The 12579-nt window shown below is 73.8% G+C and carries 11 protein-coding genes; 8 read left to right on the top strand and 3 right to left on the bottom strand.

Annotated elements, in window-relative coordinates; all coding sequences use genetic code 11:
• Nucleotides 1–46: 46 nt before the first annotated feature.
• The 6 genes from BM085_RS18255 to BM085_RS18230 all read left to right on the top strand — a co-directional run bounded on the left by BM085_RS18255 (nucleotide 47) and on the right by BM085_RS18230 (nucleotide 6288).
• Nucleotides 47–1525: an FGGY-family carbohydrate kinase gene (locus BM085_RS18255; protein WP_093888163.1), complete on the top strand. Its 1479-nt coding sequence runs from the start codon at nucleotides 47–49 to the stop codon at nucleotides 1523–1525.
• Nucleotides 1522–2106 (top strand): histidine phosphatase family protein, encoded by a 585-nt coding sequence (locus tag BM085_RS18250; RefSeq protein WP_093888162.1) that lies wholly within the window; start codon nucleotides 1522–1524, stop codon nucleotides 2104–2106. The genes BM085_RS18255 and BM085_RS18250 overlap by 4 nt, the downstream gene beginning before the upstream one ends.
• A gap of 7 nt (nucleotides 2107–2113) precedes the next feature.
• Nucleotides 2114–2932: a DeoR/GlpR family DNA-binding transcription regulator gene (locus BM085_RS18245; protein ID WP_281249854.1), complete on the top strand. Its 819-nt coding sequence runs from the start codon at nucleotides 2114–2116 to the stop codon at nucleotides 2930–2932.
• A gap of 236 nt (nucleotides 2933–3168) precedes the next feature.
• Nucleotides 3169–4209 carry a 2-hydroxyacid dehydrogenase gene (locus BM085_RS18240; protein ID WP_093888160.1) on the top strand — a complete coding sequence of 347 codons (1041 nt, stop codon included), beginning with the start codon at nucleotides 3169–3171 and terminating at the stop codon, nucleotides 4207–4209.
• Between the two features lie 118 nt (nucleotides 4210–4327).
• Complete coding sequence (locus BM085_RS18235; RefSeq protein WP_093888159.1) at nucleotides 4328–5734, top strand: FGGY-family carbohydrate kinase; 1407 nt, start codon at nucleotides 4328–4330, stop codon at nucleotides 5732–5734.
• Between the two features lie 179 nt (nucleotides 5735–5913).
• On the top strand, nucleotides 5914–6288 hold the full coding sequence (locus BM085_RS18230) for a VOC family protein (protein ID WP_093888282.1): 375 nt from the start codon (nucleotides 5914–5916) through the stop codon (nucleotides 6286–6288).
• Between the two features lie 170 nt (nucleotides 6289–6458).
• On the opposite strand, the gene BM085_RS18225 is transcribed toward BM085_RS18230, so the two are convergent.
• Genes BM085_RS18225 through BM085_RS18215 form a run of 3 tightly spaced genes read right to left on the bottom strand, consistent with a single transcriptional unit; the run spans nucleotide 6459 to nucleotide 8760 of the window.
• Nucleotides 6459–7112 carry a response regulator transcription factor gene (locus tag BM085_RS18225; protein ID WP_093888158.1) on the bottom strand — a complete coding sequence of 218 codons (654 nt, stop codon included), beginning with the start codon at nucleotides 7110–7112 and terminating at the stop codon, nucleotides 6459–6461.
• Nucleotides 7109–8182: a sensor histidine kinase gene (locus tag BM085_RS18220; RefSeq protein ID WP_093888157.1), complete on the bottom strand. Its 1074-nt coding sequence runs from the start codon at nucleotides 8180–8182 to the stop codon at nucleotides 7109–7111. Before BM085_RS18220 ends, BM085_RS18225 begins: the two co-directional genes overlap by 4 nt.
• A complete protein-coding gene (locus BM085_RS18215; RefSeq protein WP_093888156.1) occupies nucleotides 8179–8760 on the bottom strand; it encodes a DUF998 domain-containing protein in 582 nt (193 codons plus the stop codon). The genes BM085_RS18220 and BM085_RS18215 overlap by 4 nt, the downstream gene beginning before the upstream one ends.
• A gap of 323 nt (nucleotides 8761–9083) precedes the next feature.
• Between BM085_RS18215 and BM085_RS18210 the strand changes: the two genes are divergently transcribed.
• Together BM085_RS18210 and BM085_RS18205 are read left to right on the top strand one after the other, a co-directional pair.
• Nucleotides 9084–10415, top strand: a complete 1332-nt coding sequence (locus BM085_RS18210) for a DUF1702 family protein (RefSeq protein WP_177245154.1) — start codon at nucleotides 9084–9086, stop codon at nucleotides 10413–10415.
• An 18-nt stretch (nucleotides 10416–10433) separates the two neighbouring features.
• A complete protein-coding gene (locus tag BM085_RS18205) occupies nucleotides 10434–12578 on the top strand; it encodes an FG-GAP repeat domain-containing protein (RefSeq protein WP_093888154.1) in 2145 nt (714 codons plus the stop codon).
• Nucleotide 12579: the final 1 nt, after the last annotated feature.

Genomic DNA, 12579 nt, shown 5'->3' with positions numbered 1-12579 from the left:
GGTGGCCGATGCGGGATTCCGCCGAAGCCGGGGCGTGAGAGGGCGCATGGTTTCCGAGAGATTCACAGGTGAACCCGCGTGGGCCGGGATGGACATCGGCACACAGGGAGTGCGGGTGACCGTCGTCGACGGCCGGGGCACGCCGCTGGCGACGGGGTCCGCCCCGCTGCGCAGCCGGCGCGGCGAGGGACGCGGGCACGAGCAGGACCCCGAAGACTGGTGGCGGGCCGCGGTCACCGCGTGCCGGCAGGCCACCGCGGGCCTCGCCCCCGGGCGGATCCGGGCGCTGGCGGTGTGCAGCACCTCCGGCACCATCGTGCTCGCCGACGCCGCGGCCAGGCCCGTCTCGCCGGCGCTCATGTACGACGACGACCGGGGCCGCCCCTACGTGGAACGGGTGACCGCCGCCGGGCAGGAGCTCTGGGACGACCTGGCCGTGCGGATCCAGGCCTCGTGGGCACTGCCCAAGCTGCTCTGGCTCGCCGAGAACGGCGGGCTGCCGGCCGGCGCGCGCGTGCTGCACTCGGCCGACCTGGTGACCGCGCGCCTGGCCGGCGAGCTGACCGCGACCGACTCCAGCCACGCGCTGAAGACCGGCTACGACTCGCTCAGGGAGCGCTGGCCCCTGGAGGTGATGTCCAGGCTCGGCCTGCCCGCCGACCTGTTCGGCCCCGTCACGCGGCCGGGCAGCCCGATCGGCGAGGTGGGGGCCGAGGCCGCCGCCCTCACCGGGCTGCCCGAGGGGTGCGGGATCGTCGCGGGCATGACCGACGGCTGCGCGGGCCAGATCGCCGCCGGCGCGCTGACACCCGGCAGCGGCGTGTCCGTGCTGGGCACCACGCTGGTGCTCAAGGGGGTGAGCGAGAAGCTCCTGCGCGACCCCGCCGGCGCCGTCTACAGCCACCGCCACCCCGGCGGCGGCTGGCTGCCCGGCGGCGCGTCCAACGTCGGCGCCGGCGTGCTGGCCTCGGCGTTCCCCGGCCGCGACCTGGCCGCCCTCGACGAGGCCGCCGCCCGGTACGAGCCCGCGGGGGCCGTCGTCTACCCCCTCACCACCCGGGGTGAGCGCTTCCCCTTCTACCGGCCGGACGCCGAGCAGGTCGTGGTCGGCGAGACCGCGACGGAGGCCGAGCACTACGCGGCGCTGCTGCAGGGCGTCGCCTACGGGGAACGGCTGGGCCTGGCCTCCCTCGCGCTGCTCGGCGCGCCCGTCTCCGGGCACCTCGCGCTGGTCGGCGGGGCCACGCGCAGCCGCTACTGGTGCCAGCTCCGCGCCGACGTCCTGGGCATGCCGGTCCGGATCCCCCGCCACCCCGAGGCCTCGGTCGGCATGGCGGTGCTCGCCGCCTCGTCCGGGCGCTCGCTCGACGACACCGCCGGGGAGATGGTCTCCCACGGCGAACAGCTCGATCCCCGCCCGGACCGCGTGGCACGGTTCGAGCAGAGCTTCCGCCTGCTCGTCGACGCGCTCACCGAGCGGGGCTACCTCACCACCGAACTCGCAGCGAAGGCGGTCACATCATGACGATCTTCCTCTCCCGGCACGGCCGTACCGAGTGGAGCGTCCAGGGGCGCTACGCGGGCGTCAGCGACATCCCCCTGGACGAAGTGGGGCGGGGACAGGCGCGGCTGCTCGCGGACTGGGCGCGGGGGGCCGGGCTGACCGGCGTGGTCTCCTCACCGCTGCTGCGCGCCCGCGACACCGCCGCGGACGCCGCCCGCGCGGCGGAGCTCACGCTGCGCACCGACCCCCGCCTGCGCGAGCTGGACTTCGGCGACGCCGAGGGGCTCCGCCGCGCCGAGGTGGACCCCGAGGCCATGCGGCGCTTCCAGGCCGACCCCGTCGCGGACTTCCTGCCCGGCGGGGAGGACCCCGTCGACGCCGCGGCGCGGGTCACCGGGTGCCTGCGGGAGCTGGACCCGGCGGGACGGATCCTCGTGGTCGCGCACAACACGATCCTGCGCCTGGCCCTGTGCGGGCTCCTGGGCATTCCGCTGGCCGACTACCGCAGGCGGCTGCCGCTCATCGAGCACGGCTCGGTGACCGAGCTGGCGCTCGGCCCGGCGGGACCGGCTCTGCGGCGCTTCAACTCTCCCATCCGATGACGCTACGATGCGCGATCAACAACGACTTGGAGTTCGCCAGGTGAATTCGCGTCAGCACACGGCCGGCGGCGCCTCCCGTCGCCAGGCGATGGCAGAACACGTCATGCGTCAGGGGTCGGCCTCGGTCACCGACCTCGCCGAGGCCTTCGGCGTCAGTGTGATGACGGTCCACCGCGACCTGGACGAGCTCGAACGTCAGGGGATGGTCCGCAAGTTCAGGGGCGGCGCGACCGCGCAGGCGTCCAACGTCTTCGAGAGCAACATCGTCTACCGGCGCACGGCGCACCTGGAGGAGAAGGAGGCGATCGCGCGGCACGTCGCCCGGCTCATCGAGCCCGGCAGCTCGATCATGCTCGACGACTCCACGACCGCGCTCGCGGTGGCCAGACATCTCGGCGAGGTCACCCCGCTGACCGTGGTCACCAACTTCCTGGAGGCCATCAAGCTGCTCGCGGCGGCGCCCGGCATCCGGCTGATGGCGCTCGGCGGGGAGTACCACCCCACGCACGACTCCTTCCTCGGCGTCGCCTGCGTGGACGCCATCGAGGCGATGAGCACGGACATGGTGGTCGTCTCCACCTCCGCGGTCTCCGACCGCTACGCCTTCCACCAAGAGCAGGAGATCGTGCTGGTGAAACGGGCGATGCTCCGCTCCGCCTCGCGCCGCGTCCTGGCGATAGACCACTCCAAGCTCGCCCGGGTGGCACTGCACAAGGTGGCGCCGCTGGACGACTTCGACACCATCGTGGTCGACTCGCGCGCCCCCGCCGAAGCCGTCCAGCGCCTGCGCGACAGGCACCGCAACGTCGAGATCGCCGAGCTCTAGGACCTCCAGGCTCCAGAGGACGGCGCGTTCCGGGAGCGCCGGACTCCGGGGACCTCCGGAGTTCCGGGGGCGGCGCGTTCCCGGGGGCGTTCCGGGGGCACCGGGTCTTGGAGAGCGGCGGGTTCCGGGGAGCGGCGCTCCGGATGGTGTCCGTCCGGGGCCACGGGGTGATCCATGACGGGGCATTTAACATTTTCTATGTTAATTTTCACAGAGCTGATGTAGCGTTTCACGACATGCCGAGAGATGTAGTGAACGTGCTCGCAGCCGGAGATCATTTCGTCCGGCCCTCCGCCGTCGCCGACGGGCTCCGCGCCGAGCTCGGCGAGCGTGTCGCGGTGACGTCCCTGACCGGGCCGTGGCCGGTGCGGCCGTTCGGCCCGGTCGCGGAGGTGCACGAGGCGTCGGGAGACGAGGACGAGCTGATCGCCGCGCTGCGGGACGTCGAGGTGGCCGTCACCCAGATGGCCCCGTTCACCGCGCGGGTCCTCTCCGCCGCCCCCTCCCTGAAGCTGCTCGTCGTCACCCGCGGCGGCCCCGTCAACGTGAACCTGGCCGAGGCCGCCGAGCGCGGGGTGACGGTGTGCTCCACCCCGGGGCGCAACGCCCCCGCCGCGGCCGAGCTGGCCGTGGCGCTGACCCTGGGCGTGCTGCGCCGCCTCAGCGAGGTGCACGCCACGATGCGCGACGGGCAGTGGCGCTCGGACCTGTACTCCTACGACCTCTGCGGCGGCGAGCTCGACGGCGCCGAGGTGGGCGTCGTCGGGTTCGGCGCCATCGGCCGCCGGGTCGCCGCCGCCTTCCGGGCGCTCGGGGCGCACGTCCTCGTGGCCGATCCGTTCGCCGGCACGCTGCCCGAGGGCGTCACCCCGGTGGAGCTGCCCGAGCTGCTCGCGCGCTCCCGGGTGGTGAGCCTGCACGCCCGGCTCACCCCCGAGACACACGGCCTGATCGGCGCCGCCGAGCTGGCTCTGATGCCCCGCGGCTCGGTCCTGGTCAACACCGCGCGGGGCGCCCTCGTGGACACCGACGCGCTCACCGCCGCCCTGGAGTCGGGGCACCTGGGCGGGGCCGGCCTGGACGTCTACGAGCCGGAGCCGCTGCCCGCCTCCCATCCGCTGAGGTCGGCGCCCAACACCCTCCTCATCCCGCACCTGGCGGGAGCCACCCGGCAGACCGCCGACCGCGCGGTCCGGATGGCCGTCGAGGAGGTCGCCCGCTGGTGCCGCGGCGAGCCCCTCGCCTACACGGTCGCCGCCCCGGCCCTCACCGGCTGAGCGTTTCCCTCTCTGCGGGCCGGCGATCCCGGGCCCCGGCAATCCCCGACACTCAGGAGTTGGCGTTGACTTCCTCCCCACGACCGAAGCCCGGGGTCTCCACGCCCGAGGAGATCCGATGATCGTCGGAGTCGACGCCGGGACGTCCGGGGTCAAGGCGGTGGCCTTCGCGCCGGACGGCGAGGTGCTGGCGGTCGGGTCGCGGCCGCTCGCGCTCGGCCATCCGGGCCCCGGCCAGGTGGAGCAGGACGCGGAGGCGGTGGTCGCGGCCGTCGAGGACGTCCTGGGCCGGCTCGCGGCGGGCGGCGTCCGGACCGGCGAGGTCCAGGCGGCCGGACTCACCGGCCAGGGGGACGGGCTCTGGCTGCTCGACGGGGACGGCAGGCCCGCCGGGCCCGCCCTGTCCTGGCTGGACGGCCGCGCCACCCCGCTGGTCGACGGGTGGATGCGCGACGGCACGTTCGAGGAGCTCTTCCGGCGCACCGGCAACGCCGCCTTCCCCGGCGCGGGCGCCCCCCTGCTCGCCCATCTCGACCGCACCAGCCCCGCGACGCTCGACCGGGCGGCCACCGCCGCGCGCTGCAAGGACATGATCATGCAGCGGTTCACCGGGGTGCGCGCCACGGACCTGTCCGACGCCTCCAACCTCTTCACCGATCCGCGGACGAGGGAACGCGACGCCGGTCTCCTGCGCCTGTGCGGCCTGGAGCACCGGCGGGGACTGCTGCCGCCCGTCGCGGCGGAGCTGCCGGCCGGGGAGATCCTGCGGGGCGCCTTCCGGGGCGTCCCGCTCTCCTGCGGGCCGTACGACCTGCCGGCCTGCGCCGCCGGGGCGGGTGTCGTCCGGCCGGGCGACGGACTGCTGATCATCGGGACCACGCTCGCCTGCGAGGTGGTCACCGACCGTCTCGACCTCGACGGGGAGCCCGCGGGCCAGACCCTCTGCACGCCGGACGGCTGGCTGCGCGCGATGCCCGCCATGACCGGCACCGCGGCGCTCGACTGGCTGCTGCGCCTGGTCGGCGCCGGGCACGGCGAGCTCGGCGACCTCCTCGCCCAGAGTCCGCCGGGCGCGCGGGGCGTGCGCTTCCTGCCCTACCTGTCGCCGTCGGGCGAGCGCGCGCCGTTCGTCGAGCCGGCGGCGCGGGGCAGGCTCGACGGCCTGGAGCTGGCCGTGACCAAGGCCGACGTCGTCCGCGCCGGGTGCGAGGGCCTGGCGTTCGCGGCCCGGCACTGCTTCGAGGCGGCGGGACTCACCGGGGAGGTGGCCGTCTGCGGCGGCGGCACCGGCTCGGAGGCCTGGCTGCAACTGTTCGCCGACGCGCTGGGGCGCCCGCTCCGGCTGGCCAGGGGGCCCGAGGTGGGCGCGAGGGGCGCGGCGCTGGCCGCCGCCCGCCGGTTCGGCGTCGCCGTGGACGAGGCCGCCTGGACGGCGGGCACCCGCTGGTACGAGCCCCGCCACGACCTGGAGGGGCACTACCGCCGCTACCTCGACGACGTGCGGAGTCTGAGAAGTTTCCTGTGAAATATAAAGTCAGATCTTGTTAAGAACGCATTTCACTTGCTAAAGGTGTGGGCTGCAGCAGATCTCCTCCCGCCGCCGCCCTGGGAGAACAACGGACGACGCTCGGCGGCTCGCCGCTCCGCGACGCGAGCCGGCGTTGTCAGCGCACGATGTCGTAGCCGAAGCACATAATGCAGCACATGACTCAGCCATCTCCGCACCGACACCATGCCATTGACTACGTGGAGCTCACGGTCACCGACCTTGAGCAGGCCAAGCGCTTCTACACCGAAGCGTTCGGCTGGCGATTCAACGACTATGGGCCAGGGTACGCCGGCATCCAGAGCCCGCAGGGGGAAGCCGCACCCGAAGTGGGCGGTCTCCGCACAGGCCAGGAGGTGCGGGCAGGCGGCCCGCTTCTGCTGCTCTACTCCACCGACCTGGACCGGTCTGTGGAGGCTGTGAAGAACGCGGGCGGCCAGGTGGTGAACGGGCCGTACGAGTTCCCCGGTGGACGCCGGTTCCACTTCACCGATCCGAGCGGGAACGAACTGGGCGTCTGGGCTGAGGCGTGAGCTACCGATGCCACCCTCGGCCCGTATGAGCTCTGCCACCCGCACAGCATGACGGCCGCGCGCCGCGCGCGACAGAGTCCGGGCGGCGCATCACATCACAGCAGGGCGAACGTTGCCTGCTGCGGCACTGGCCCGACGTTCCGGAGGAGGGCCTCCGCGGCCCTCCCCGCTCAGGCGCCCGGCTGCACCAGACCGGTCTCGTAGGCGAGGATCACCAGTTGCGCCCGGTCCCGGACGTTCAGCTTCATCAAGGCACGGGTCACGTGTGTTTTGGCGGTCAACGGGCTGATCACGAGCCTGGCGGCGATCTGATCGTTGGACAGCCCCTCGGCCACCAGGCGGACGACCTCGCGCTCGCGGACGGTGAGCACGGCGAGCCCGTCGCCGCTCACCGGTGCGGGCCGGTGGGCGAACTGCTGGACGACCCGCCGCGTGACGCTCGGCGACAGCAGCGCCTCTCCCGCGGCGACCACGGCGACCGCGTGGCGGAGCTCGGCCGGCGCGACCTCCTTGGTGAGGAAGCCGCTGGCGCCGGCGCGCAGCGCGGCGAAGACGTGTTCGTCGGTGTCGAACGTGGTGAGGATGACGACCTTGGTCGCCGGACGTTCGGCGAGCACCCGGCGGGTGGCCTCGATGCCGTCCATCCCGGGCATGCGGATGTCCATGAGGATCACGTCGGGTTCGGTGGCGCGGGCCAGCCGTACCGCCTCGTCGCCCGTGGCGGCCTCCCCGACCACGGTGAGGTCCTTGGATCGGCTGATCAGGCTGCGGAAACCCGCCCGGACGAGGGCCTGGTCGTCGGCGAGCAGTACCTTGATCGTCATGTCCCCAGGGGGATGCTCGCCCGCACGGCGAAGCCCCCGCTCCCTTCGATGCTCAGTGTGCCGCCCAGGGCGGTGACGCGTTCGCGCATGCCGGTCAGGCCGTGCCCCTCTGCCGGAACCGGCGCCCCGCGGCCGTCGTCGATCACCTCGACCGTCACCGCGGCGCTCGTGTAGCGCAGCCGTACCGACACGTGGGTGGCGTTCGCGTGCTTGATGGTGTTGGTCAGCGACTCCTGGACGAGCCGGTGGGCCGCGACGGCCTGGGGGCCGGTGACCGTCGCGGAGTCACCCTCCTCGTGCAGGTCGACGCTCAGGCCGGTCGCCCCGGCGGCGGCGACGAGGGCGGCGATGTCGCCCAGGTCCGGCTGAGGGGCGGTGTCACCGTCGATCCGCAGGACGCCGATGAGCGAGCGCAGGTCCGCCATGGCCCTACCGCGCACGTCCATCGCGGTGCGCAGGGCCTCGCGCGTCTCCTCGGGAGACTCCTCCAGCGCGTCGGCGGCCACGTTGAGGTGGACGCCGACCACGGCCAGGGTGTGGGCGACGATGTCGTGGACCTCGCGGGAGATCTCCAGCCGCTGTTCGGCGAGCCGTCGGCGGGCGTCCGCCTCGCGCGCCTGTTCCAGTTGCGCCCGCCAGCGCGCCTGGAGGTGCCGGGCGTTGCCGATCGCGAGCACGAGCGCCAGCCAGAGCGTCTCGGCTCCACCCGCCGCGAGTGCGCGGGCCGGGGAGCCGTTCGTGACGGCCCAGTCCCAGGCCAGCGCGTAGACCAGCAGGAACAGTCCCACACCGATGGCCCAGCGGGTCCGGCCCGCCGCGGCGACGGTGTAGGCGGCCACCGTCAGCGGCCACACCCAGCCGCCCTCGAACAGCCCCGCCCCCTGGAAGGCGATGAGCACGACCGCCGACATCAGCAGGACGCCGACCGGCCATCGCCGCCGCGCCACCAGCAGCCCGCCGAGCAGGATCCCCATCGTGATCGCCGGCCAGCCGATCGGGGCGCCGACCGCCGTCATCCCGGTCAGGACGGCGACGGTCGTGAGAACGGCGGGCAGCACAGTGGTGATCATCGACTGGTGCGGGGCAGGCGGAGGGCTGCCAGGGCCATCCAGCCGAGGCAGGCGGCGATGGCGATGCGCTCGGTCAGCCCCACCACCGGGGGCAGGGACCGGGAGATCATGACATCGACTAGGGTGACCACAAACAGGATCATTCCAGACACCAAGGCAGCAGTCGCTCCGGTGAGCAGGGCGTTCCGCGGCCAAGCCCTGGTGAGCACCACGGCGGCGGCCGTGAAGGCCGCGAAGGCCGCCCAGGCGGAGAAACCGTGAACGCTCTCCGAAACCGACGGGTTGTCCCACTGCCCCGGCGGGTCGGCGGGGAAGATCGCGGCCAGCAGGAGCCCCAGCGACCAGACGCCGAGCAGCCAGGTCCCCGCACGGCTGGCGCCGGTCCGGGCCACCGCCACCGTCAGGGCCGCCGCGGCGAGCGCGACGGCGACCAGCCCGAGCGGGACCAGCCAGCCGGCACCCGTGTTGACGAACCTGCTGACGGTCTCGCCGACGGGGCTCATCTCCCTGTTGACCACGTCCGAGATCGTGAAAGCCGCGACGCCGACACCGATACCGGCGAGAACTGTCTTCTTCATGGTTCATGACGTTAGGGACGGCCCGCTGCCCCGGCGTCGTCCATTCGCAGACACCCGCGCGTACACCGATCGGTGTACGCGTGCTCCGGAGAGGCCCCGGCCGACCAGGATCAACAGCGTTCGGGGCTCGGAGGAGACTCCCGCCTGGCGGGCGGCCGGCGGTGAAGCGGGAACCCGCACGGGCGACCGCGGGACTTCCCTCCCCTCGGGAGGGCAAGATGTCGGCACACCAAGCTTGCCTGCCGGGTCAATAGCGCTTTCTTTGCCAGGAATCCGAAACGCAGTGCTTGAAGGCCAGAATGCGACTTACTACGTTCAGCCCTGTGAGCAATGCGGAGGGCACCCGAGTAGTGGCTCAGAGCGACGGAGCCGGCAGGGCCGACGCGGAGCAGATCCCCGACGCGGAGCGGCCCCCCGGCGCGGAGCAGATCCCCGACGCGGGCGACAGCGGAGCCCGGACAGCCCCCGGCGCGGAGAAGGCGGAGGCCGGGCAGGTCACGGAGGCGGAGAAGGCCCCCGGTGGCACACCGGAGCCGGCCGCCCCTGCCTCGGCGGACCCTGCGGACCCGGCGGACCCTGCGGTCCCGACGGACCTGACGGCCCAGACGGCCCCGATGGACGCGGTGGTCGCGACGGCGCCGGCGGCGCGGGTGGTCGCGACGGCACCGGTGGACCCGGTGGTCACCACGACACCGGTGGACCCGGCCGAGCTGGAGCTGACCAGGCCCCGGGGGCTGCCCGGCCTGTTCTGGAAGGATCTCGCGCAGGTCGACTTCGGGCCGCGCCGGTTCCGGCTGGGCCCGGCCCGTGAGCGGCTGGAGACCGTGAGCCAGTCGTTCCTGACGGGCTTCAACGCGGTGATCGCGGGTGAGACCGGGCGGATCGACGACATCCACGAGGAGCTGCGCGGGTTCGCCTACGAGGGCGCCGGCATGGCCTGCACGACCCTCGACGTGCTGACGATCACCGGCGGCCGGCGGCTCAGGGACCTGCTCAGCGGGCAGGGCATGCGCTATCCGCACATGATCCACATGGGTGCCGGCTGGGCGTACGCCCGGCTGCACATGCGGCCGATGTGGGGCATCCGCTCGGTCCACCCGCTGCTGCGCTGGCTGGCGTTCGACGGCTTCGGCTTCCACCAGGGCTTCTTCGCCACCGACCGGACGGTCGGGCGACAGCGCTCGGCGGGCCTGATGGACCGGACCCGGCGGGCGATCTTCGATCAGGGACTGGGCCGGATGCTCTGGTTCCACGAGTGCGCGGGCGTGGACGACGTCATCCTCCGCATCGCCGAGTTCCCCCCGGGCCGCCGCGCCGACCTGTGGAGCGGCGTGGGCCTGGCCGCCACCTACACCGGCGGGGCGAGCGCCGCCGAACTGGAACGGCTGAGCGTGGCCGCGGCCGAGGACGGCTTCCGCGCCCACCTCGTGCAGGGCAGCGCCTTCGCGTGCGCCTCCCGGCTGATCTCCGGAATCGTGCCCGAGCACACGGTCGCCGCCACGCCCGCGCTGTGCGGGGTGGAGGTCGACGAGGCGGGGGGCTGGACCGACACCGCGCTCATCGCCCTGGGGCACAACGCCCACAGCGGCGACCACTACCAGATCTGGCGGGCGGGGATCAGGAAGGCCTGGGCGCGGCGCAACCGCGACTCTTGACCACAGCTCGGGGGAGCCGTGAAAGCGACATCGAGGATTCGCAAGTACGCGGCGGGGGCTCTGGCACTGACGGCCTGCACCACCGGTTGGAGGCTGACCGGGCTGCCCGACACCTCCGCGGCGGAGGCCGCCGCGAGCTTCTCCTTCACCGCCGGCCCCCTCGGCCCGGCCGACCGGCCGGGCGACCGGAACCTCCGGCCGGTCGCGCCGGCCTACCGGGACATCCGGGCCTGGGTGTCCTCGACGGGCGCGGGCATCGCGCTGTTCGACGCCGACAACGCGGTCGTCTCCGACGACGTGTGCCTGGTCGACCCGCGCCATGACACGGTGACCGTGAGCCCCGCGCCGGGCACGCCCCGGCACTACCGGCCGTTCACACTGGCCGCGCCGGCGCGCAGGCCGTACGAGGCCCCGACGGGGTGCCTGCCCGCTGACCTCGACCAGGACGGCTGGCAGGACCTGGTCGTCTACTACTGGGGCCGCTCCCCCTCGCTGTTCATACGGGTCCCCGGCGCCCCGCCGTCCGGCGCGGCCTTCCGCCACCGCGACCTGACCCCGGGGCCGGAGGTCTGGAACACCGGCGCCGCCACGGCCGGTGACTTCGACGGCGACGGCCGCCTCGACCTGGTCTTCGGCAACTACTTCCCGGACGGCGCCAGGGTGCTGGACGACACCGCGGACCACGCCGCCGTCGCGATGCCCGGCTCGCCGTCCGACGTCGACGCCGGGGGCGGGGGCGGGGGCGGGGGCGTCAACCGTCTCTACCGGGCGACGGGGCCCGCGCGGTTCACCGAGGCGGAGGGGGTGTTCGACGGGGCCGGGACCGGGGGCAGGGGGTGGACGCTCGCGCTGGGCACCCAGGACCTGGACGGCGACGGGCGGCCCGACCTGTATGTGGCCAACGACTTCGGGCCGGACGAGCTGCTGGTCAACGAGTCCGTACCCGGGAGGATCAGGTTCCGGGAGGCACGGGGCACCAGGCACCTGACCACGCCCCGGTCCAACGTCGTCGGCCAGGACTCCTTCAAGAGCATGGGGGTCGGCTTCACCGACCTCAACTCCGACGGCACGCCGGACATCCTGGTCAGCAACCTCACCGAGGACCCCGGGGCGTACGAGAGCGACTTCGCCTTCGTCTCCCGGCCGGGCGGGCTCCACGAGGGCCACGCGCCCTACGACGACCGCGGCGAGGACCTGGGGCTGAGCCGTACCGGATGGTCCTGGGACGTCAAGGCCGCCGACTTCGACAACGACGGCACCGACGAGATCATGCACGCGACCGGGTCCGTCCGGGGAGCGAACGGCCTGTCGGGCGGCGGCACCAACAGCTTCTTCGTCCGGGGCCCCGGCGGCCGTTACGTGGACGTGGCCCGGCGGGCCGGGGTCGGCGGTGACACGGTCAGCCGGTCCTTCGCCGTCGGCGACGTGGACGACGACGGGCAGCTGGACTTCGCGGTCGCCAACCAGTGGGCCGCGTCGGTGCTCTACCGCAACAACGGCGTCACCGCGCCGTTCGTGGGCCTGCGGCTCCGCCTTCCCGCCGGATCCTGCGGCACGCCCTCCGCACCGAACGCCCCCTCCGCCCACCGCCCCGCCCCGACACCCTCCGCAGCGACACCCTCCGCACCGAACGCCCCTTTCGCCCACCGCCCCGCCCCGCCGCTCTCCGTGCTGACCGCCCCCCTCGGGCACCGCCCCGCCCCGCCGCTCGTCGGCCCTTCCGCGCACCACCTCCTCTCCCCGCTCTCCGCGCTCATCAGCCCCCTGCCGGCCCGTCCCCCGCTGGTCCGGTCCAGGCTGACGCTCTCCGCCCTGGTCGGCCCCGCCCCGTCCGGCTCCGGCCCTCCTCCGTCCCGCCCGCCCCTGATCCGTCCCCCCGCGCCCGGTCCGGCCTGGACGCGTCCCGCGATCGGAGCCACCGCCACGGTGCGCCTGCCCGGCGGGAGCACGCTCAGCCGGCAGCTCTACCCGGCCAACGGGCACAACGGCGTCTCCGCGCCGGAGCTGCTGTTCGGCCTGGGCGGCGACGCGCCGGGCGGCCCGTTGCCGGTCGAGCTGTCCTGGCGCGACGCCTGCGGCGTCCTCCGTACCGCGTCGGTGTCCGTGCGGCCCGGCTGGCACCGGATCCTGCTGGCCGACGGCCGCGCCTCGGAGATGGACTGAC

Origin of the sequence: Streptosporangium canum (assembly GCF_900113865.1) — a bacterium.
Classification (GTDB): Bacteria; Actinomycetota; Actinomycetes; order Streptosporangiales; family Streptosporangiaceae; genus Streptosporangium; species Streptosporangium canum.
Note: the sequence above shows the minus strand (reverse complement) of the source record. Positions and strands in the feature narration are given on the sequence as shown.

Coding starts and splice junctions, on each gene's coding strand:
- BM085_RS18250 (WP_093888162.1), top strand. CDS start 1,522: ATGACGATCTTCCTCTCCCGGCACGGCCGTACCGAGTGGAGCGTCCAG.
- BM085_RS18225 (WP_093888158.1), bottom strand. CDS start 7,112: ATGACGATCAAGGTACTGCTCGCCGACGACCAGGCCCTCGTCCGGGCG.
- BM085_RS18220 (WP_093888157.1), bottom strand. CDS start 8,182: ATGATCACCACTGTGCTGCCCGCCGTTCTCACGACCGTCGCCGTCCTG.
- BM085_RS18245 (WP_281249854.1), top strand. CDS start 2,114: ATGCGCGATCAACAACGACTTGGAGTTCGCCAGGTGAATTCGCGTCAG.
- BM085_RS18215 (WP_093888156.1), bottom strand. CDS start 8,760: ATGAAGAAGACAGTTCTCGCCGGTATCGGTGTCGGCGTCGCGGCTTTC.
- BM085_RS18235 (WP_093888159.1), top strand. CDS start 4,328: ATGATCGTCGGAGTCGACGCCGGGACGTCCGGGGTCAAGGCGGTGGCC.
- BM085_RS18255 (WP_093888163.1), top strand. CDS start 47: ATGGTTTCCGAGAGATTCACAGGTGAACCCGCGTGGGCCGGGATGGAC.
- BM085_RS18240 (WP_093888160.1), top strand. CDS start 3,169: ATGCCGAGAGATGTAGTGAACGTGCTCGCAGCCGGAGATCATTTCGTC.
- BM085_RS18230 (WP_093888282.1), top strand. CDS start 5,914: ATGACTCAGCCATCTCCGCACCGACACCATGCCATTGACTACGTGGAG.